General features: G+C 37.3%; 23 protein-coding genes. 6 read left to right on the top strand and 17 right to left on the bottom strand.

Annotated features, from left to right (window positions below):
* Window positions 1-88: 88 nt before the first annotated feature.
* The gene (locus tag AC1DNH_RS14325) at window positions 89-550 is read left to right on the top strand and encodes a DUF4268 domain-containing protein (RefSeq protein WP_477581780.1); all 462 of its coding nucleotides are present in this window, start codon (window positions 89-91) and stop codon (window positions 548-550) included.
* On the opposite strand, the gene AC1DNH_RS14330 is transcribed toward AC1DNH_RS14325, so the two are convergent.
* A complete protein-coding gene (locus AC1DNH_RS14330; protein ID WP_477581781.1) occupies window positions 547-1701 on the bottom strand; it encodes a tetratricopeptide repeat protein in 1155 nt (384 codons plus the stop codon). The two genes, AC1DNH_RS14325 and AC1DNH_RS14330, sit on opposite strands and share 4 nt — an antisense overlap.
* A gap of 220 nt (window positions 1702-1921) precedes the next feature.
* Between AC1DNH_RS14330 and AC1DNH_RS14335 the strand changes: the two genes are divergently transcribed.
* Window positions 1922-2218: a hypothetical protein gene (locus AC1DNH_RS14335; protein WP_029277458.1), complete on the top strand. Its 297-nt coding sequence runs from the start codon at window positions 1922-1924 to the stop codon at window positions 2216-2218.
* A 12-nt stretch (window positions 2219-2230) separates the two neighbouring features.
* Window positions 2231-2821, top strand: coding sequence for a porin family protein (locus tag AC1DNH_RS14340; protein WP_057932575.1), 591 nt, complete (start codon window positions 2231-2233; stop codon window positions 2819-2821).
* 150 nt (window positions 2822-2971) lie between these two features.
* Here the strand turns inward: AC1DNH_RS14340 and AC1DNH_RS14345 are convergent, their stop codons facing one another.
* From AC1DNH_RS14345 to AC1DNH_RS14375, 7 genes are all read right to left on the bottom strand, one after another.
* Window positions 2972-3895: a YihY/virulence factor BrkB family protein gene (locus AC1DNH_RS14345; RefSeq protein ID WP_029277456.1), complete on the bottom strand. Its 924-nt coding sequence runs from the start codon at window positions 3893-3895 to the stop codon at window positions 2972-2974.
* A 75-nt stretch (window positions 3896-3970) separates the two neighbouring features.
* A complete protein-coding gene (locus AC1DNH_RS14350; RefSeq protein WP_477581784.1) occupies window positions 3971-4369 on the bottom strand; it encodes an META domain-containing protein in 399 nt (132 codons plus the stop codon).
* 77 nt (window positions 4370-4446) lie between these two features.
* Window positions 4447-4971: a GNAT family N-acetyltransferase gene (locus tag AC1DNH_RS14355; RefSeq protein ID WP_477581786.1), complete on the bottom strand. Its 525-nt coding sequence runs from the start codon at window positions 4969-4971 to the stop codon at window positions 4447-4449.
* Window positions 4972-5013: 42 nt separating this feature from the next.
* Window positions 5014-5517 (bottom strand): DinB family protein, encoded by a 504-nt coding sequence (locus AC1DNH_RS14360; RefSeq protein ID WP_477625463.1) that lies wholly within the window; start codon window positions 5515-5517, stop codon window positions 5014-5016.
* A 49-nt stretch (window positions 5518-5566) separates the two neighbouring features.
* Window positions 5567-5917: a DHCW motif cupin fold protein gene (locus AC1DNH_RS14365; RefSeq protein WP_477583719.1), complete on the bottom strand. Its 351-nt coding sequence runs from the start codon at window positions 5915-5917 to the stop codon at window positions 5567-5569.
* Window positions 5918-5971: 54 nt separating this feature from the next.
* Entirely contained in the window at window positions 5972-6514 is a 543-nt protein-coding gene (locus AC1DNH_RS14370) for a DUF4199 domain-containing protein (protein ID WP_477583717.1), read from the bottom strand.
* A 116-nt stretch (window positions 6515-6630) separates the two neighbouring features.
* Complete coding sequence (locus AC1DNH_RS14375) at window positions 6631-7104, bottom strand: response regulator transcription factor (protein ID WP_477583715.1); 474 nt, start codon at window positions 7102-7104, stop codon at window positions 6631-6633.
* 260 nt (window positions 7105-7364) lie between these two features.
* Between AC1DNH_RS14375 and AC1DNH_RS14380 the strand changes: the two genes are divergently transcribed.
* Entirely contained in the window at window positions 7365-8153 is a 789-nt protein-coding gene (locus AC1DNH_RS14380; protein WP_477583713.1) for a hypothetical protein, read from the top strand.
* 679 nt (window positions 8154-8832) lie between these two features.
* Here the strand turns inward: AC1DNH_RS14380 and AC1DNH_RS14385 are convergent.
* The 6 genes from AC1DNH_RS14385 to AC1DNH_RS14410 all read right to left on the bottom strand — a co-directional run bounded on the left by AC1DNH_RS14385 (window position 8833) and on the right by AC1DNH_RS14410 (window position 12177).
* Complete coding sequence (locus AC1DNH_RS14385) at window positions 8833-9441, bottom strand: alpha-ketoglutarate-dependent dioxygenase AlkB family protein (protein WP_477583712.1); 609 nt, start codon at window positions 9439-9441, stop codon at window positions 8833-8835.
* Window positions 9417-9665 (bottom strand): Ada metal-binding domain-containing protein, encoded by a 249-nt coding sequence (locus AC1DNH_RS14390; RefSeq protein ID WP_477583710.1) that lies wholly within the window; start codon window positions 9663-9665, stop codon window positions 9417-9419. Before AC1DNH_RS14390 ends, AC1DNH_RS14385 begins: the two co-directional genes overlap by 25 nt.
* A 6-nt stretch (window positions 9666-9671) precedes the next feature.
* Window positions 9672-10511, bottom strand: coding sequence for a methylated-DNA--[protein]-cysteine S-methyltransferase (locus AC1DNH_RS14395; RefSeq protein ID WP_477608558.1), 840 nt, complete (start codon window positions 10509-10511; stop codon window positions 9672-9674).
* Between the two features lie 80 nt (window positions 10512-10591).
* Complete coding sequence (locus tag AC1DNH_RS14400; RefSeq protein WP_477608556.1) at window positions 10592-11140, bottom strand: MepB family protein; 549 nt, start codon at window positions 11138-11140, stop codon at window positions 10592-10594.
* Window positions 11141-11236: 96 nt separating this feature from the next.
* Window positions 11237-11575 carry an avidin-fold protein gene (locus tag AC1DNH_RS14405; protein WP_029277439.1) on the bottom strand — a complete coding sequence of 113 codons (339 nt, stop codon included), beginning with the start codon at window positions 11573-11575 and terminating at the stop codon, window positions 11237-11239.
* Window positions 11576-11811: 236 nt separating this feature from the next.
* Complete coding sequence (locus tag AC1DNH_RS14410) at window positions 11812-12177, bottom strand: hypothetical protein (RefSeq protein ID WP_477583706.1); 366 nt, start codon at window positions 12175-12177, stop codon at window positions 11812-11814.
* A 242-nt stretch (window positions 12178-12419) separates the two neighbouring features.
* Between AC1DNH_RS14410 and AC1DNH_RS14415 the strand changes: the two genes are divergently transcribed.
* Entirely contained in the window at window positions 12420-12767 is a 348-nt protein-coding gene (locus AC1DNH_RS14415; protein WP_215132117.1) for a single-stranded DNA-binding protein, read from the top strand.
* Between the two features lie 55 nt (window positions 12768-12822).
* On the opposite strand, the gene AC1DNH_RS14420 is transcribed toward AC1DNH_RS14415, so the two are convergent.
* The 3 genes from AC1DNH_RS14420 to AC1DNH_RS14430 all read right to left on the bottom strand — a co-directional run bounded on the left by AC1DNH_RS14420 (window position 12823) and on the right by AC1DNH_RS14430 (window position 17287).
* Window positions 12823-14874, bottom strand: a complete 2052-nt coding sequence (locus tag AC1DNH_RS14420) for a TonB-dependent receptor (protein WP_477608555.1) — start codon at window positions 14872-14874, stop codon at window positions 12823-12825.
* A 684-nt stretch (window positions 14875-15558) separates the two neighbouring features.
* Window positions 15559-16131, bottom strand: a complete 573-nt coding sequence (locus AC1DNH_RS14425) for a hypothetical protein (RefSeq protein ID WP_477585557.1) — start codon at window positions 16129-16131, stop codon at window positions 15559-15561.
* A gap of 547 nt (window positions 16132-16678) precedes the next feature.
* Window positions 16679-17287: a hypothetical protein gene (locus AC1DNH_RS14430; protein ID WP_477585559.1), complete on the bottom strand. Its 609-nt coding sequence runs from the start codon at window positions 17285-17287 to the stop codon at window positions 16679-16681.
* 211 nt (window positions 17288-17498) lie between these two features.
* On the opposite strand from AC1DNH_RS14430, the gene AC1DNH_RS14435 reads away from it, so the two are divergent.
* Window positions 17499-19718 (top strand): NADP-dependent isocitrate dehydrogenase, encoded by a 2220-nt coding sequence (locus tag AC1DNH_RS14435; RefSeq protein WP_477610219.1) that lies wholly within the window; start codon window positions 17499-17501, stop codon window positions 19716-19718.
* Window positions 19719-19789 lie beyond the last annotated feature (71 nt).

Below are 19789 nucleotides of genomic sequence, written 5' to 3' on the forward strand. Positions count from 1 at the left end.
TGCAATTAGCTTTAAGATTCCCGCCTGCGCGGGAATGACGGTTTAGTCGAAATATGATAAAGTCTCTATCAGATGCAGTAAAAAATAAATGTACAGTAAAGAAGAAGCAGCTCGCCTGCGCCAACAGTTTTGGATCAGTTTCGGGCAATATATGAAACCCGTCCCTTCAGCAAGCGGTTCTACCGTAAACTGGACAAATTACAAAACGGGTGTGAAGAATATCTTCTTTAAAATGGATGTTGATGGTAAAAAAGCCTTTATCAGCATTCAGCTGTCGCATCCCGATACCGATATCAGGCATCTCATTTTTGAACAATTTGAAGAGTTTAAGCTCATGTTTGCTAATACCGTAAATGAAGAATGGGACTGGATTAAAGATGCAACCGATGATTTCGGTAAAACGGTATCACAGATTTCGATAAGCATTACCGGAGTGAGCATTTTTAATCAACAGCACTGGCCTACGTTAATCTCCTTTTTTAAACCCAGAATAATTGCCTTAGATGAATTTTGGGACAATGTAAAACCTGTTTTCGAGGATCTGGTTTAATCAGTAAGGTTTAGCTGCGCAATTCTATCCTTTGAAAATTTAATTTCTTCTTTGTCATCGGTTAAGCTGGGCTTGCTTTTTAAATAGAGGTTATAATATTTAAGCGCATTTTTTTCCTGCTTTAAACGGGTATCGTAAAATACCGCCAAACGATAATATAAAGTTGCTGTTGCTTTAAATTGCAAACCTTTTTTATAGGCTGCGCTTGCCAAAGCCAGTTGATTACTTTCTTCATAAACCAGTCCCAATAAAGAATAATAACTGGAAGTATTGGGCGAAATGGCCTCATCGATGGTTTTTCTGGTATATATAGCCGCCTGCGAATAATTTTTTAAAGCGCGGTAACTGAGTGAAGTATAATACAAGGTAGCTTCATTTTCCATCGCTGCCACCTCCAATTGTTTAAAAAGATCAATTGCCTTTTGGTACTTCTTTGTATAGTAATAAGCTTTTGCAACATCTTTTATCACCCCCGCATCAGCACCATCTTTCAACAGTTTCTCTCCCGATGCAATTACTTCGCTGTACTTTTTAAGCTGGTTGGCAATAGGAAGTTTAGCCCTTTGCAGCACCAGGTTATCACTATCGCCCTTAATGGCAATATTAAGTACATCATAAGCTTTTTCATATTGCTGATAAGCAGCATGCACCTCAGCCAGATCGGTAGCAACATCACCCTCTAACGGATTGATCAGATTAGCCTTCAAGAGGTAGATGAGTTTAAGTGAATCGTCCTTTGGAGAACTATACAAATTAGCCAGCAGTTTGTGCACATTAAAATTATTGCTATCTATTTTTACAATTTCGCCATAGTACAGCTTGGCTTTTTCAGTATTTCCCCTTTTGTTATTGATACTGCCAAGACTGAAAAGAATAGGCAGGTTTTGTGGCTGCAGCGTATAAGCTTTGCTATAAAATTTTTCTGCTTCAACATTGTTGCCTGCCATTAAGAAGCAATAGCCGATCTGGCTGAGGGTTTTAAAATCGTTTACTTCTTCTCCATAAATGCCTTTGAGGTATTGAGCAGCATCGGCATAACGCTGGGTCTGATAGAAATCGAAAAGTTTCTCCTTATCGACAGCGCTTGTATTTTGCGCATAACCAGCTAAACTTAAACCAACTAAGGCCAATAATGTAAGGAGCTTTTTCATTTGTATAAAATTGTTTTTTTAGTGGCAATGAAGCTATCATGATTTATCTGCTACATTTTAACAATTTGAAAAATCATGATGGTTTCATGACAGATAATTTTAAACTAATTTATTAGTTGTTTTCGATATTTCCAAATCTGTTTTGTTAAAAGATTGGCGAAATAAAACAAAACCAGCGCTAAGGGGTTTATAAGGAATAGTTAACTAAAAATAAGAACCTATGAACACTTTAAAGAAGTTTGAATTAATGGAAAAGATTGTGCGTGAATTAGAAGACTTACAAAACTCTCAGCAGGCACTTATTCAGAAAATTGGTAAAATTGAAGTAGATAATATCGAATTGGGCGATAATCGCCTGGAAAAAGATTTACCGGATATTCATCAAAATTTAGCTGATAACTTAGATACTATCTCAGGAATTTTAGATTACTTTGCAGGTAAAACACAAAACTTTGGTGATAAAAACAATGTTGATGCTTTAAAAGAACAGGAAGCCATTAACAACGCCACCAGCTAAAATTAATCGCATATGAAATTTTTATCTTTAACCGTTGCCTTTTTGCTTGTTGGCTTATTTGCCAGCGCACAGGTATTGCCATCTTTCCAGCTGGGCATTAAAGCTGGTGCAAATTTTTCGAAATTTGATAGTGAAAACACTTTTAACAGTAACAACCGCGCAGGTTTTTATGGTGGCCTTTGGGCCAGGGTAGGTGCTGCAGGCGTTTACTTCCAGCCAGAGCTTTATGTGTCGGGCAAAAAAGCAGATTTAGTAAGTGAGTCAACGGGAGAAGTAAATAAAGTGCGTTTTACAAGTTTAGATGTGCCATTATTGGTAGGTACTAAGTTTGGTGCTGCTGGTATTGGCCTCCGTTTAAACACCGGACCGATGTTTTCGTTAATATTAGATGAAAATCAGAGTTTTGGTCAGGCTGCAGGAAGCGTTTTCAGAGCCGACTTTAAAAATCAGGCCTTGGCATGGCAGTTTGGAGCGGGCTTAGACCTTAAAAAATTAAGCTTCGATGCACGTTACGAACTTGGCTTATCAAAAATCAATAAAGCAGGTTATCCTGGTACTAAGTTAAACTTATTTACAGTTGGCTTAGGTTATAGGATTTTGTAACAGCTCCTTGCGAATCGTCACCATGAATTTATTTCAGGGTCTTTTTTAGTGTGATAGATGGCTGAAACAAGTTCAGCATGACGATACTAGTTAAGTGAACCTAGCTAATATAAGAAAGGGAGATAAAATTAATTTTATCTCCCTTTCTTATTAATCCTCTTTTTCTGGTTCAATTTCTGTTAACTCATAAGCAAACGATCCGTTTTTTGGTACAATCGGAGTAGCCCGACCGACACTTAACGCTTTAATAAAAGATGCGCCAAAATAAAATATCAACGAAGAGTAGAATACGAAAAGCATAATTACAATAATCGAACCTGCTGATCCATAAATGTTGCTGATGTTACTCAATGGCAATAAAATCCTTAAAATATACTTTCCTGCTGTAAAAAGGCATCCGGTTAACAGACCTCCAGAAATTGCTGCCCGCCATGTAGGACGACCATTGGTTAAATACCTGAAAAGTATGGTAAACCAGGTGGTTACGATGATTACAAAAACCAATTGGTTGATGATCGAAGTTAAGACCAATCCGAAAGAAGGAGAACCGTTTTTTAGATAGGCGCCAATATAAGCCTGCACACTATCGGCCAGCAAGCCTATAAAAAATAATATGCCGGCAAATAAGATAATCGTAACGGATATAGCCCTCGATTTAAGGGTATTAACAATCCCTTTTTTATCTTTTTGGCCTATATTCCAAATCTGCTCTAAAGAGTTTTTAATCACATTGAATAGGGTGGTAGCTACAAAAAGGAAAAATATAAAACTGACCAAAGTAACATACCAGGCCTGATCGATACCACGGATATTTCTTAGGGTTGTTCTGATCTGTAAAATACTCTCATTGTCGAGAATACTGGCCAGCCGTTCGAAAAGATGTGTAGCCAATAAGCGCCTATCGGTAAACATACCAAACAGCCTGATGAGGATAATTAATATCGGGGGTAAGGCGAAATTGGTGAAAAAAGCAGTAGCACCGGCCAGGCGTAAGGGATCATTCTGTTGAAATAAATTAAATGCTTTTCTTATGGTTGAGAAAAAAAACTTCAGATCTTCTGTTATCGATGGCATCACTCCTGCGTTAAACTCAAAAGGCCGAAAATAGTAAAAATACTTTATTCAGCCTTTTTTATGCATGTAAAGATTCTAGTTTGTTTTGGTGAAAACCAGCAAGGTTTTATCGCCATCCAGCAAATGTAACTTATTATCAGTTATTTTAGCACCATTAACCTGATTAAGGGCATGTAAGTAAGCACGTTCGGCTGCATCAGTTTCCTGACAGAACATTTTTGTGCCAAAAACATTTTTAACGGTTATTTTATTATCTGCAATTTCTCCCTGGCCACCGTAATTGTTACAAAATGATTTTCCACTGATTTTAAGGCTGTCGGCAAAGTTTAGCGTTGCTTTTGCTGTTGTAGGTAAAGTTAAACCTGGCAGCGCTGTTAACTCCCACTTGGTATTGTTAAAGCTCGCTGGATCTAATTTTTCTTTACAAGAACTCAATAATAAGAGCAGCATTCCACAGAAGATTAGGTGTTTCATAATGTAAGGTTTAAATGATTTTCCTTTTTAACATCAAAAACTAAACCATAAAAAGACAAAATTGCTTTTTGAAAGCGCTAAATTGGTTTTTCAATCTTCATCCAGTGATGTTTTATGTCATGGTAATCGAAAATAGAGATCCGTTTTAAACCCGCTTTTTCCAGAACATGGATAGATCCCAGGTTATCGATATCTGCTATGCCAATAATTTCATGCAGATTTAGTTCATTAAAACCATAGTCTCGTGTCGCCACTGCAGCTTCTGTAGCATAGCCCTTGCCCCAAAACCGTTTACTGAACCGATACCCCAGATCATAATAATTAATATGGTTATTGGTAGATTCTTTAATTAGTTTTAAGCCCGACCAACCTACAAAATTGCCTGTTGCTTTTTCGATAACAGCCCATCTGCCAATACCGTTTTCGATATATTGTTTTCTGATAAATTCTATTTCTGCGATACTTTGTTCGATTGATTTTACAGGATTATTGCCCAGGTAAAGGTGCACTTCAGGATCACCATCCATTTCAAACATGCCCTCAGCATCTGTAGGTAGCAATTCACGCAAAATTAAACGTTCGGTTTCGGCAAAAATCTTCATTTATAATCTTTTGTTCAAAATTAAGATAATAATTTGTGAACCTTATCTAAGACTGTCTTCGTAAATGGGCCCATACATACTTGGTACCTTATTCCCTGTTGAACGCAGGTATACAATCATTTCGCCACGGTGGTGATAAATATGGTTCATTAAAAAGCCCCGTATTACCTGGATCCTTGGCATGGGCTGGAGAACCGTTTTACCTCCAGCGGTCATTTTCCAGTCTTCGAACATGCTTTTGTCTGTGGCCGATTCGATACTTTCTTTGGCCCTTTTAAAGGCCCGTTCAAATTTGCCTATAATGTTTTCGATATCGCTGATATCTACCTCGTCACGCTTATAGGTATCCATGTTAAATTCGTTGCCGTGAAAAGTTCCTGGATACCAATCGTAGATTTCAGCAATGTGCGATGCCAACTGGGCCGTAGTCCAGGAGTGTGCTGAGGGTATAAAATCCAAAGCACTGTTTGGTATTGCATTTAAAAGTTTGCGGGTGTTTTCTGCTTCATGAAGAAATTCACCCAAAAGTGATTTAACCAGCATCATTTTATCTTTTATAATAACTGCGAAATGGGGTGATAATTAATAAATCACCTTAAGTGTCTTTTGGTTTTAAAAAACTGCCATCAATGATTAAAAGTTTCACGCTTTCCTGTGATACTGACCGGTGTGAACTTAAATCGTCAGAAACCACATACGTCATCCCCGCGCTAAGCGCGAATGTTGCTCCATCCTCCATTTCACTTACAAAGCTACCTGCCAAACAATGTACAATATGGCCTTTCTGACACCAATGATCGGCAAGGTAGCCCGCAGAGTAGGTTACAATCCTGATCCTTAAGCCATCCAGGTTTAAGGTTTGCCATGTTGCTGTGCCTGTTTCGCCAGGGTATTCTACTTTTTCTATCTGGCTCCAATCTATATTGGTAAAGGGTATCGTATACATAGCTGTTTTTTAGTGGCTTAAAATTAATAAAAGGAGATCAGATTAACAGGTATCTTAAGCGGTTTTTACACTTAACGGAGTGCTTGGTTTTCTTTTCAGAATGAGTGCTGCTACCAATGAGATCAATATTCCTACAGGCAGTATTTCCATATAAGTAAATAGAACTACCATGACTGGGTTTTTGTACATTTCCTGACTGGAAGCCAGTTCTTTTGTCTTAGTTGCCAGCTCAGCTGCCGATGCACCATCTGCTTTGGCTTCTCTAAGTGCCTGGGCAACATATTTATCCATAAAATCAGGCATAAATACATAATAATCAATCAACCAGACAATAACATATATGGTAGAAGCTACCAAACTGATCAATGCCCCGATTTTAAATGCTTTGCCGAAAGTGATTAATCCATCGTTGTATTTATCGCGGTAGTTTTTGATGCCGACAAAAATAAAGGAAAAAGCCAATACCATTGAGGCATAACCGATAAGCATGCTGTGTTCAAGATTCGGGTCGCTATAACATCTCGCCATAGAGAGCACCATCAAGGTTGATACAATTAAGCCGGCGATTAATCCAAATACAATTACGTTCTTTTTCATCTGTTTATAATTTAAGAGGTTTACACCACAAAATTGCTTCGATTATTTTTTTTAACCCTCATACTTTAGGGTGATTTTTCAGATTGATTGCTTTTTAATACCAATGCGTCAGTGCACTAAGGGATAATACAGAGTCTTTTGGCTGTTTCTATGGCCTGTGTTCTGCGTTTAACTTCCAGTTTCTCGAAAAGCCTGGCGTTGTGTGTTTTTATGGTGTTTAAGGAAACAAATAACTTTAACGCAATTTCCTGGTTGCTTAAACCTACAGACATGAGCTGCAAAACCTCCAGCTCTCTTTTGCTGATATTGAGTTTGGTCAGTTCTTTTTCGTTGAGGATAAATGCTTCAGGCTTCCCGGTAAAAACTTCTTTTTCGATCAGTATGGTTTTGGGCCTGGTTAATTTAAGCGCAAGCCAAATGCCTAAAGCTGTAAAAATAACAGCTATCGAACCAGCATAAATTTCGAACGCATGGTTGATGATAATGAAACGAAGTTCAAGCCATTTCAGTAAAAACAGTAGTGCAGCCAGGAAAACCCCATATAAGATTACGCTTTTATTTTTAGCGAGAAAATTCGATGTGTTTGCCATTGGTTATCTGTTAATCAAAAATAAGGAATTTAGTCTGAAGTAGTCAAATTCTACCATCTAAATACAGAAAGTAAGGCGTTTGAATCTGAAGGAGAAGCAAATGCCAGAGGTTGTGGTCTTTATAATTAATAGACAGGGAAATACAGACATAAAACACGATCTGTTGCACTTTTTAAGCAGATGCGGTAATTTTCTGGTGACTTTGATAAAATAAGCGCAATAAAGATTATAAATTAGCAAAAAAATAAATAACAATACCTATGAAAATTACGCTTTATGCACTCTTACTTTCCGTTGTTTTAATTGGCTGCGGTAAATCTGAAAAAGCCTACAAGGCAAGATCGTTTGCTGCCAGTGACGATTTTAATGTTTTCCCGAAATCGAAGAAAAATGTACTTACTATCGTAAAAACAGATTCTGGTGCTATGGCAGCAGCCGATCGCTTTGCCATTCAATATAAAGACACCACTATAATTGTTGACGATGCTCCAAATGCCGCTGCGCAGAAATTTATTGTTGCATCATTCATCAACACACAAAAAACAGCTGTTTTAGTACAGGTAGCCAATGAAACAGGTAAAATGGCTCCTTTTTATATCATTTCTGTTAATGATGGAAAAACCGAAGTGGTGAGCTTGAATAAACCATCAAAAGGTGCTGAAGATAAAAAATATACAAACGGTTTAGAAGAATTAACACGTAGTAATATTTTGGTGAATAACGATTTTTTTATCACAACTATAAATTCAAGGGTTTATCCTATTAAGAGACAAAATCCTGACGAACGTATCCAGGGGAAATTTTTTATGTACTCTAGTGATAAAACCACACTAGCCTTTTTAACCGCCAATTCTTTGTACCAGGTAAATACGGCAACGGGCGAAACTTTTAACCTGCCATTGCCAGCAGCATTAATAAATGAAACTGAAACCCTTGTTGGAAATATTCAAAGAGATTATACCTGGGTAGCGAATGCAAATGGAACATCTTTCTTAAAGAAAAATGCTGATGATGACCGCATTGTAGATATTAAGGAGTTTAAGCACTAAGATTTTGTGAAGTTTTATTGGTTGGGGCTATACTATGTTTTAACTCAATTAGAATTGTTGTCAGTTTGAGGGATAATTTATTGTATCAACACCAATATAAATTACAAGAGATGAGTCGATTAGAAGTATCGTCATTTCAACCGTAGTGTTCCAAAGGAACTCCTTCGGAGGAGAAATCTTTAACTTCGATTTCAATAACATAGCTCAAAGATCTCTCCACTCCGCTGTGCTTCGGTCGAGATGACGATCTTTCTATTGGATCCTGCTAATTTGAGCCTGTCGAAGGGCTTTTTTAGTCGAAACAAAATATTTGTCCTTCGGCAGGCTACCTTTGATGTTATTTGGTAATAATATAAATATGAACGATTTATGCCGGATTTGTATTTCCGCCCAACTAGGCCGTAGCACCGTATCACCGTTCTACTTAGACCCGGCCTAACAAATTTTTCGGGCCGCACTCCTCAAGCCAACGCCCTAGCTTCGAAAGAAAAATTTTCAGCCGGCATTTTTTGTTTCTTTTTGATGCCAAAAAGAAAGAGCCTTTCGGTGGCGGCGAGCCGAGGCAAGACCGCGCCTTAGGGCAAAAGAAATTAATTAAACGTCACTCACATTGATTTTTATATAATAAATTACCCTTCAGGATGACAATATTTTTCCCCCTAAATAAGTCCAATTTAAGCTAAACCACCATTGTTCTAAAGGTGAGGTTTATCCTTGGTTTACTTACTTTTTTGGTTGGTGGAAGGCGGTGCAGCCAATTGGTTTGTGTTTCATCTTTCATCACCAATAAACTTCCATTTTCTAAAAATAAGGTTACCGTTTCTTTAGTTTTTTTGTGTTTGAAAAGAAATCTTCGCTCAGCGCCGAAACTTAATGATGCAATGGCAGAATCTTTAGCTAAGGCCTTCTCGTCATCGCTATGATAAGCCATTCCTTCATCACCGTTGTGGTATAAATTAAGTAAACAAGAGTTAAATGCGGTACCTGTTTGTTCCTCTGATATTTTTTTTAGCTCCAGTAACTCCTTTGTCCATGGTAAGGCCATTTTCGATTTATTGGAGTAGGTATAAGAATAGGCTTCATCTCCGTACCAGGCTACTTTTCTTTTGGTGATGATGTGTTTGCCCATAATAAAAGCTTCGTCATTCTTCCATTCAATAGTATTCATCAGCACATCGAAATAATGATCAGCTTCTTGTATCGGAAATAATTTTCCATAATAATTTACTGTTCCATCGTATGGGAGCAGATTTTGGTTAACATCTATTGTAGTGTTGAATAAATCCATTGTTTATATGCTGTGTTTAAGCAATGCCCGCAAGGGCGGTAACCATGTTGAAGCGCTTCATCTACAGAACGGAAAAATACACGGTTTTCTTTCTTCATCCGCTTTCCCGATCTGCATTTAAGTAATCCGTAAATCTTCAACCGGGCATTTCCGCCAAGGCAAATATCTTTGTTTTTTAAATGTTTTTTGAGTTCTTCCGTTGAAATATCTGCATGTTTGATCATACAGGGTTAGACATTAGTTTTTGCGGCCTCCCAACCAATCATGGCTGTTTTTCTGTTCACTCCCCAATGGTAACCGCCCAAAGCACCGCTTGATTGTATTACCCGGTGACAAGGAATGAGAAAGGCTACCGGATTATCGCCAATCGCTGTACCCACTGCTCTGGATGCATTAGGATTTTGTAATTGTTTGGCAATGTTACCATAAGTGGCCAATTTACCCATAGGGATTTTTAACAAAGCTTCCCAAACTTTTAACTGGAAATCAGTGCCTTTTAAATGTAGTTTAATCTGGTGCAATTTGCTCCAATCGTGACTGAAAATAAATAATGCATTCTGTTGTTCTTTATCCAGTATCTGCTGATATTGAGCTGCTGGGAATTGGCGTTGCAAATTTGCCAAAGCAATATTTTCGTCGTCATAAAAAGCGATATGGCAAATTCCTTTTGAGGTGCTGGCTACAATGATATTACCGAACGGACTTTCTGCAAAACTATAATTGATGTGGAGATTTTCGCCGCCGTTTTTGTATTCTCCCGGTGTCATCCCTTCAATGTTTACAAAAAGATCGTGCAACCTGCTGGTTCCCGATAAGCCGGTTTCTAATGCGGTATCGAATAAACTTTGGTTTTCTTTCAACATTTCTTTGGCATAACCAATGCTAATGTATTGCAAAAAACGCTTAGGGGTAGTGCCGGCCCATTCGCTAAATAATCTTTGGAAATGAAAAGGGCTTAAATTTACTTTCTCTGCAATTTCTTCTAAACCAGGCTGTGTTTTAAAATTCGCCTTGATATAGCTTATGGCTTCGGCTATCCGGTTGAAATTGATTTCTTCTTGTGCTTTCATGGTCTTGAATAATTTATATCCAAAAGTAGTTTGGAAAGAAACGGTAAACTACCCGAAACTTGCTAAGTTTGACCGGGATTTTAAAATCCTGTTTGTTTAATTCCATTGCCAATTAATTTCTTTGCCCTTGCAAGATCGATATTTTCATTGAGGTCAATCTGGAGAAAATAAGGTGCTTGCCACTGTTGGGTTTTCTCAGCCTGTTTATTTGTTACTGTATCCCAGGGAGGATAAATCCTAATCCCTCTTTTACCTTCTATTCCATTTTTGGTAATAATTTTATGTTGTACCAATATGGCTTTTGGAAAAATGAACTGGCCACATAGGTCAGCATTATTAGCAGATATTATTAGGAGGTCAAATTCATCCTGATCATTAAACGGAGTAGTAATTCCTGCTTCATTCCGCTTCCATATGGTTACAAATTGACCAGTCTTGGTTGGGGTAATTTTAGAAAGGCGGTGCTTGATTTTTAGACCGTTTAATTCAAAAGTACAGGCTGCATATTCCCGACTTTCACCTTCTATTTGCAGGTTATTTATTTGATAATTAAGCGGGCTGTAAACTAAATTGAATGCGGTTCGTAATATAAACGGTATTCGATTAATTGGACTTTCTTTTGGAGGCATATTGGCTAATAAAACTGGAGATGAAAGAAATTGGACAAAAATGGGGCTTGTATTTAATTTACCGCAACGGTTTCAGCTTGTTGATCAACCAGACCTTTATTGTTCTTCGATAATTGATTGTCCTTTTGATTTATCTCCCGATGTCCACTGCCAGGTTTCATGAAGTCTGATTTTGCCATTTGCTAATTGTTCTGGCTTTGAATGGCAGATTCCGGTCATGAGTTCCCCTTGATTATTTACCTGGTGATAGCGCATTTCGATGTTGCCGTTTTCATCAACTAAGCCAATCAAATGACCAAAAATAATTTTTCCACCTGTATATTCAGCAGTAAGGATATTTCCTGTTTGTTTATATCTAAAAATGGTTTCGTTTGACGTTTCTCCATTTTCTGTATTGCTTGTGGGTTTAAAAAGCTTGTTGTTATAGTTTATCATAAGTTGATAAAACTAACTATCTCCTCCTGAATAAAAAAATCATAAGATTAGCCTGCTACAAATTTTAGGTGTTTAAATCCAGTGATAAGTTAATTGTATAATGGTTATTAATTTCTCGCTGATCACACAGATTAACGCTGAGTAAATTACAAATCAGCGCTTTCTGCGAAATTTGCGGGAGATTATATGCGTCTTTTTATGCTGGAAATAACACTAGCAAATCAAAGCGTTTTAAACTAGGCCAACCAAAGCTTTTCTTCCCTTTTTACCAGCAGATACCTGTCATCACCTAAAACCAAATAACCGTATTCATAGCAGAAAATGTATGTGTTGCTGTTCTGGGTTTCATAACTATAAGTATGGTATTCAAAATTAAAGCCTGCCGAAATTAGCTTTTTACCGGTAACCTTGGTTTTGCCATTTGGATTAAGAGCAGCAAGGATAGCACGATTCTTTCTTAGTATGCTATTTACCCTTTTAATCACGAGATTATCCTCAATCTTTAAACGATTGTTGTAATTGTTACGACAAGAATCATCGCAGTATTTTTTGTCGGCCCTTCCTCTAATCAGGGTTCCGCAGTCTAAACATAAACGTTCCATAATAATTTCTTTTTTTTATTATGGGATGATGACCTAATTTATAAAATAAAATGGTGGAATAAAAAAAATATAAAACATCCTCATTGAAGCTTTAAATGCATGTTTTCCGTGTATAAACGTTTATAAACGACTATAAATGTTTACGAACCGACTAATTTTTGATCATCTTGGCACTTTTGTCCTGTCGGTTATCGAGGTGATGACTGTTCGTTAAACATTTAGAAACTTAAAATTTAAAGATCATGGAAAGTGCAATTAACAAAGTAGTATTGAGCGGATTTGCAGGAGCAGATGCAGAGATTAAAACTTTTGGAAATCAGAAATTAGCAAGAGTTAACCTGGCCATAAACGAAAGCTATAGAAATGCTGCAGGAGAGGACATAAAAAAAGTACAATGGTTCAATTTAACTTTCTGGAATGCAAAAGCCGAAATTGCCGAAGCTCAGGTTAAAAAGGGTACAGGCTTAAGGGTAGAGGGCAGGTTACAGGCAAATAGTTACGACAGTAAAGATGGGAAAAAGCGTTATGGGGTAGACGTAGTCGTTAGCGATGTGATAATTAGAGAAAATGAAAAACAGGAGGCTTTTTAGCCTGTAGCATAATCGCATCATGTAAATGTTTGATTTATATGATGCGATTTAAAGATTACAATTTAATAGAAAGGCCAGTATAAAAATTAATTCCTGGGGCTGGGTTAAAATACCTCCCATTTGCGGCGTTTAAATCATTGCCTAAGCTGTAATCAACGTTTAGTAGATTGTTTAAGCCTGCAAATAAATCAAGACGGGTTCTGCTTAACCTTAGGTTTTTTATTCCTGCTTTTACTTCAAGCAGATGGTATCTTTTAGAGAAGGTGGTATTGGCATCATTTAGCGGAATGGCTGAGGTGTAGTTGTGTTGAGCAAAGAAATAAAGTTCTTTCTTAAAGTTAAATTCGAGACTATTAACCCATATGTTTTTTGGAACTCCGGTAAGTTGGTTACCCGCATAATTGCTAGTGCCGCTTACAAAATCTTCAAATTTAAATCGGCTCCAGGTATAATTGCTTCTTAGTTGTAATCCTGTTAACCATGAAGTATTGTTTTTGATAATCCACAAGGCTGTTTCCAGCTCAATTCCTTCTTGTTTTGTTCCGCCTGCATTTATGAAATATTCAGCGTCGTTTTGATTTAGCCTTCTTACAATAGCATTTTTTAACTCGTAATGGAATACATTTCCGTTGGCGTAAAAACGGTTATTACCCGTTTTATACCTTAAGCCCAGTTCATAGTTCCAGCCTGACTCTGCTTGCAGGTCATTATTGATGTTGTTATCAGACGACCTCACTTCTGCGATAGTAGGCGTTGAATAACCTTTACTTACAGAGACCCTGACAGAGATGTCATTTGCGATTAAGTAAGATAAGGTGGCCTTCGGCATAAATTGCGTATTAAACTTGCGCTCTTTTGTTGCAATTGTTACAGGGAAGTAACTTTCATAGTTGTAGCTAAAAAAGTTTAAACTCGATGCAAGTTCGATCAGAAATTTATTGTTAATGTCGAAGTTTAATCTGAAGTAAGCAAAATCCTGGCTGGCTTTTAAGCGGTCTGAAGCTTGCATTGAGCTAGCTTCCCCACTATTATTATTAAAGTTTTTAATCTGACTTTTGGTAGCAGAACTTTCTAATCCTATTTGAGCATTAAATTTAATGTCTTCTTTTGCCTGAGCGTATTCTAAAAATGTTCTTAGTCCAAGCGTACTTTCGTAGCGCTGTTCGTAATTAGTTATAAACGGGTTCTTGAAGTCGGTATACGAGGTAAACAAAGCAATAACATGCTTTAGGTATTTATTGATCTGGTACGAATTGGATATTCCCCCGAAAATGGTTTTATTGTAAATGGCAGCTTGCTGTGAAATGGCGCCAGGTAGTGTTGATGTTGCCGGACGGGCCAGTTTAGGGTTTTGATCTAATTGTGTAGCCGTTAATCCACCTGGTGTTTCGTAATTTAAATCGCTGTAAAAAGCAAAAGCCTTTAAACTGCCAGCGTTGCTATAATTCCATTGCTGCAGCGTTTGAAAATATTTTCTACCCATTGCACTGTTTTGTCGATACCCATCGCTTCTCTGATATCCTTCGCTGAAACTGAAACTATACTTTTTATATTGTTGTTTGATTGATGCCGTTTGATGCAAAAGACCATAAGAACCTCCAATTGCTGAAATATTAATTTCATTGTGGTTTATGGCGGGGGGATTAATCAAAATAGCACCACCTGTGTTTGCACCAAAAATACTGGCTTCTGGTCCCTTATAAATCTCCATCATCCCTACCGCAGAAACATCTAAGGCATTAAGGTAGGTATTTCCACCTGCATCAGTTAACGGGAAATCATCAATGTAAATTTTAATATTTCGAATGCCAAAAGGAGATCGGAGTAAACTGCCACGAAGCGATAAACGATAGCTACCTGGCGAACGTTCTTCCATTCTTACACCAGGAATAGTATTTAAAGTACTCACTAAGGAACTGCTCTGCTGATTTCCGATTAAATTGCTATCAATCAAAGTTACGGCTGATACCGATCTTAATAATGAATGTGAATTGTAATAGCCTTTAACGGTAACTTCTTCGAGTTTTTTGGTTGAATCGGTTTTTATTGTTTGCGCTAAACCGGTAAAGGAAAATAAAGTCAAGAGTAAAGTAAGGTTCTGTTTCAATAGAATGATAATTGATGGTTTAGCCACAGATTGGCAGATAAATTTAGCGCATATTCTGTTAACCTGTGGCTATTTTGTAAACTATTATTGATTTCGTCTCCTGTTTTTTACCTGTTAAAAGAGGCTAACAGCCAAAAGAACAACCTATGAACCTGAGTTCGATTATTAAATTGTAAAAATAACTATCAGACAAGGCTTATTTCTAATCTTATCGTCATGCTGAACTTGTTTCAGCATCTTTTTTGGCAGGAAAGACCCTGAAATAAATTTACTGCGTAGCTTTCCGCTGCGCTACAGGTCAGGGTGACGACCGACTTAACCCAAAACTGAGCTTAGATAATCAAATCAGTATTTAATTATCGAACTCAGATTAAAAGGAAAGTACCCTGGAGTACCTTCCTGGAGAGCGCATATTATTTTCCCTGGTTCAATGCTGTGTTAACAAGGAAGTACTTTTATTATATAATCTTTTAAAATTGAGATATTGATTGAGCAACAAAAATCTGATCACCGAAAAGATGATCCGTTTTTAGGGTTATGGGCGTGGAGCAAAGGAATTTGAGCATAAATTTCCAGTTGTTAATTTGAAAGCGATTAACTAAAACTAAATTACAGTATTATACCTAATTTTTTAGTTAAATTTTGTTAAATCGTTTCTAACTCAAACCTGGATAGTTTCTGGTCTTATTTAACCAGATTATCCTGTAATTTTTTCTCGATGTCTTTTGCGTTTAATATCAGCGCAGAGAATTGCGGGTCTGATTTTACCAGTAAAAATTTACCGTTGGGAAGGATAATTGCCGAGGTGCCACAGGAAGTAGCCTCTTTAAATAATAATTTTCTAAGAAAACCCGAATCGGTTTCTATTTCTAAACCTTTTGATTTAATCGGACTGAAACTTTTTCCATCCTCACGATATTGGTAAATGGCAACTTTTGGTCTGGCTTCGGCTTTTTCAAGAATGTTTTTTTGAAAGGCCCATCTTACATTGTTCAGGAATTCTGCGTTCTGATAGTTAAGGTCTTTCCAACAGTCGTCTTTATTGAAATCGTATTTGATGATAATGGTATCTTTTAGCTTAAGCCTTTCGTTTTGTTTCAAGAAAGTATACAACGAATCCATCTGGGCATCAGTTAATGTCCCTGCCTGATAACGTTTGGTTTCATCCAGATACAGTTTTGGCGAACAGGCATATATAAAGATGGAAAGAAAGAGAAAGGTAGATAATTGAAGTTTGATTTTAGGGTTACTTTTCATTTGTGTGAGCGTTAATGTCGAATATCCTGGTCAAATTTAGATTTTCTGACCAGGAAAGTTCTTAAAAATAAATTTATAACTAAAATTTTATTAGACAATGTTTTTGAATAGAAAAGTTCGTCATCCGATTCAATAAAAATATCTGTAATGCCGCAATAAACCTGAATATAAAACAATGTGTGTTATAGTCGTTTATTTTTTTTGGAAAGCAATTGCAGTATTCCATCGGTTAATTTCTTCCTGCTCTACCTTCCCGATGAAAAACCGGGACCGTTCGGTCAGGTTTAGTTTGGTCATTTTTCTGCTACTATATCGGTTTTCCGTGCTACAGGCCTAAGTTTCTAGCCCTGATCGGAACGGGCATCCCGATTTAGCACTATTCTTTATTGTTTTATTGTGTGCCTGCTTGTTTCACAGGTTTCTATCGTGATAAAGTAGAGAGCAAGACTAAATTAAAAATAGCAAATGGCATTGCGCTCCAAAAAAAATATTGCTATTCTAAAAACCTTACTTAAAACTTACAGCGATATTGATAGAACCAATTATTTTATACTTCTGTAAATAAAAACTCTTCCCCAATAAAATAACTTTCACCAAAGATTAAGAGTTTTAGTTTATTTTCAGGTTTAGGTGAGCTTCCTACAAAATTTGATTGAATGTTGTGCTTGGCCAGGCATATCTGATATTTCTCTAAAACCTGTTTTGGACCACGAGCAAACATCCCTGAACCATCCTTACACAATTTAAAAATATCCATAGCGGCATTTATGCCATAGGCAAAAGGAAAATCGCCGTAATAGTTTTTTAAATGGGTTTTATATAGGTCTATGAACAGTTTTTCTGAGTTTTTTGCTTTTCCATTATAATAAAGGTCTCCTTTAGCATCTGTTAATTCATAAAGTAAAAAATGGTCAGAATAGAATGAGAAATGAGATGTCCATGCTCTTGAAAAATTTTCGAATGCTATATTTATAATTTTTAATTCCCATGTCTGCTTTGCTTGTCTGTCAGAACTAGGATAGAGGTTAAAAATTATATTAAGATCTTTATCCTGATAATTCAGCTGAGAAATAACCATTCCCCCGTCTTCATAATAATCATCACTTGTGAGTGTTTTTTCTAATCTTTCAGGAAGTTTGTAATTGAGCGTTTTCAAAGTAAATGGCTTTGTTTTAAATTGTTCTTAAACTAAGATAAAAAATGTAACTATATTTTTAACATTTAAGCTTTATTCAAGCTATAAATAACATTGCGATGTTCCTTAAGTCATTCGATTATTTTATCTTTAGGCGATTTTAAGAAGATCGGTTTACAAACCTAAAAACCGGTTGAATAATTAACCTTAAATAAGCAAAATCAATATAAACATGTCAAATACATCAAAAATTATCTACACCAAAACCGATGAGGCGCCAATGTTGGCAACCTACTCACTTTTACCTATCGTACAAGCTTTTACCGCGTCAGCAGGTATTGATGTAGAAACCAGAGATATTTCTTTAGCAGGAAGAATTTTGGCAAACTTCCCTGAGTATTTAAAAGACGATCAAAAAATTGGTGATGCTTTAGCAGAGCTTGGTGCCTTGGCTACCACTCCTGAAGCTAACATTATCAAATTACCAAATATTTCTGCTTCTATCCCCCAATTGGTAGGTGCAATTACCGAGCTACAGGCGCAGGGTTTTGCCATTCCAAATTATCCTGATAATGCACAAAGCGACGAAGAAAAAGCAATTAAAGCTAAATATGCAAAAGTTTTAGGCTCGGCTGTAAATCCGGTTTTACGTGAAGGTAACTCTGATCGTAGAGCACCTAAAGCGGTTAAAAACTACGCCAAACAAAACCCGCACTCGATGGGTAAATGGTCGGCAGATTCGAAAACCAAGGTGGCCAGCATGACTGAAGGCGATTTTTACGGTTCGGAAAAATCTACAACCGTTGCTGAAGCAAGCCAATTTAAAATAGAATTTGTTGCTGCAGATGAGGCAATAACCGAATTAAAAGGTTTGTCGCCATTAAAAGCAGGAGAGGTGATTGATAGTTCTGTATTGAGCCTATCGGCATTGAAAACTTTTGTGGCTAAAGAAATTGCTGAAGCTAAGGCAGCTGGCGTATTGTTATCTGCGCACTTAAAAGCAACGATGATGAAGGTTTCTGATCCGATTATTTTCGGTGCCATTGTTGAAGTTTACTTTGCAGATGTGTTTACTAAATATGCCGATCTTTTCAAAGAACTGAACATTGATACCAGAAATGGTTTAGGCGATGTTTACGCTAAAATTGCAGGCAACGCAAAACAAGCTGAAGTTGAAGCTGCTTTAGCTCAGGCCATAGAAAACGGTCCGGCCCTGGCCATGGTAAATTCTGATAAAGGAATTACCAACCTACATGTGCCATCTGATGTGATTGTTGATGCTTCGATGCCAGCCATGATCCGTACGTCAGGCCAGATGTGGAACAAAGAAGGTAAAGCACAAGATACCATCGCTTTAATTCCAGACCGTTGTTATGCCGGTGTTTACACCGCAACCATTGATGACTGTAAAGCAAATGGTGCTTTTGATGTGACTACTATTGGTTCGGTACCAAATGTAGGTTTAATGGCTCAAAAAGCTGAAGAATATGGTTCGCATGATAAAACTTTCCAGGCTACTGCTGCCGGAACAATCCGTGTAACTGATGCTGATGGTAAAGTATTTTTCGATCAGAAAGTAGAAAAAGGCGATATCTTCCGCATGTGCCAAGCCAAAGATGCCCCGATTCAGGATTGGGTAAAATTAGCGGTTAACAGAGCGCGTTTATCAGAAACTCCTGCCGTTTTCTGGTTAGACGAAAATAGAGCACACGATAGAGAAATCATTGCTAAGGTGAACAAATATTTAAAAGATCACGACACTACTGGTTTAGATATCCGCATTTTGGCTCCAATTGAAGCTACTAAATTTACCTTGGAGCGTATCCGCAAAGGTTTAGATACCATTTCGGTTACCGGTAACGTATTACGTGATTATTTGACAGATTTATTCCCTATTTTAGAATTAGGAACCTCTGCTAAAATGTTGTCGATCGTGCCTTTAATGAACGGTGGTGGTTTGTTCGAAACTGGTGCTGGTGGTTCTGCCCCAAAACATATTGAGCAATTTATCGAAGAAGGTTATTTACGTTGGGATTCATTAGGTGAGTTTTTAGCACTTCAGGCCTCTTTAGAGCATTTATCTCAAACGCAAAATAACGCAAAAGCGCAGGTGCTGGCCGATGCTTTGGATGAGGCTAATGCGAAATTTTTGGCAACGGATAAATCTCCGGGCAGAAAATTGGGTACTATCGATAACCGTGGTTCTCATTTCTATTTGGCTTTATATTGGGCTGAAGCTTTAGCGGCTCAAACTAAGGATGCTGATTTGCAGGCCAGATTTGCACCGTTGGCTAAAACCTTGTTAGCAAACGAAGCGAAAATTAACGAAGAGTTGATCGGTTCGCAAGGTAAACCTCAAAACATTGGCGGTTACTATAACCCTAATGATGAACTGGCAAGCAAAGCCATGCGTCCGAGTGAAACATTAAATACTTCTTTGGCTAGTTTGTAAGCTAAATTTGAGTTGTCAACTTTAATATGCTTCTAGAGTGGAAGTTGACAACTCTTAAAATATTTTGGCGT

The organism is Pedobacter sp. 01N310, assembly GCF_056399805.1.

Coding starts and splice junctions, on each gene's coding strand:
- AC1DNH_RS14325 (WP_477581780.1), top strand. CDS start 89: ATGTACAGTAAAGAAGAAGCAGCTCGCCTGCGCCAACAGTTTTGGATC.
- AC1DNH_RS14330 (WP_477581781.1), bottom strand. CDS start 1,701: ATGAAAAAGCTCCTTACATTATTGGCCTTAGTTGGTTTAAGTTTAGCT.
- AC1DNH_RS14335 (WP_029277458.1), top strand. CDS start 1,922: ATGAACACTTTAAAGAAGTTTGAATTAATGGAAAAGATTGTGCGTGAA.
- AC1DNH_RS14340 (WP_057932575.1), top strand. CDS start 2,231: ATGAAATTTTTATCTTTAACCGTTGCCTTTTTGCTTGTTGGCTTATTT.
- AC1DNH_RS14345 (WP_029277456.1), bottom strand. CDS start 3,895: ATGCCATCGATAACAGAAGATCTGAAGTTTTTTTTCTCAACCATAAGA.
- AC1DNH_RS14350 (WP_477581784.1), bottom strand. CDS start 4,369: ATGAAACACCTAATCTTCTGTGGAATGCTGCTCTTATTATTGAGTTCT.
- AC1DNH_RS14355 (WP_477581786.1), bottom strand. CDS start 4,971: ATGAAGATTTTTGCCGAAACCGAACGTTTAATTTTGCGTGAATTGCTA.
- AC1DNH_RS14360 (WP_477625463.1), bottom strand. CDS start 5,517: ATGATGCTGGTTAAATCACTTTTGGGTGAATTTCTTCATGAAGCAGAA.
- AC1DNH_RS14365 (WP_477583719.1), bottom strand. CDS start 5,917: ATGTATACGATACCCTTTACCAATATAGATTGGAGCCAGATAGAAAAA.
- AC1DNH_RS14370 (WP_477583717.1), bottom strand. CDS start 6,514: ATGAAAAAGAACGTAATTGTATTTGGATTAATCGCCGGCTTAATTGTA.
- AC1DNH_RS14375 (WP_477583715.1), bottom strand. CDS start 7,104: ATGGCAAACACATCGAATTTTCTCGCTAAAAATAAAAGCGTAATCTTA.
- AC1DNH_RS14380 (WP_477583713.1), top strand. CDS start 7,365: ATGAAAATTACGCTTTATGCACTCTTACTTTCCGTTGTTTTAATTGGC.
- AC1DNH_RS14385 (WP_477583712.1), bottom strand. CDS start 9,441: ATGGATTTATTCAACACTACAATAGATGTTAACCAAAATCTGCTCCCA.
- AC1DNH_RS14390 (WP_477583710.1), bottom strand. CDS start 9,665: ATGATCAAACATGCAGATATTTCAACGGAAGAACTCAAAAAACATTTA.
- AC1DNH_RS14395 (WP_477608558.1), bottom strand. CDS start 10,511: ATGAAAGCACAAGAAGAAATCAATTTCAACCGGATAGCCGAAGCCATA.
- AC1DNH_RS14400 (WP_477608556.1), bottom strand. CDS start 11,140: ATGCCTCCAAAAGAAAGTCCAATTAATCGAATACCGTTTATATTACGA.
- AC1DNH_RS14405 (WP_029277439.1), bottom strand. CDS start 11,575: ATGATAAACTATAACAACAAGCTTTTTAAACCCACAAGCAATACAGAA.
- AC1DNH_RS14410 (WP_477583706.1), bottom strand. CDS start 12,177: ATGGAACGTTTATGTTTAGACTGCGGAACCCTGATTAGAGGAAGGGCC.
- AC1DNH_RS14415 (WP_215132117.1), top strand. CDS start 12,420: ATGGAAAGTGCAATTAACAAAGTAGTATTGAGCGGATTTGCAGGAGCA.
- AC1DNH_RS14425 (WP_477585557.1), bottom strand. CDS start 16,131: ATGAAAAGTAACCCTAAAATCAAACTTCAATTATCTACCTTTCTCTTT.
- AC1DNH_RS14435 (WP_477610219.1), top strand. CDS start 17,499: ATGTCAAATACATCAAAAATTATCTACACCAAAACCGATGAGGCGCCA.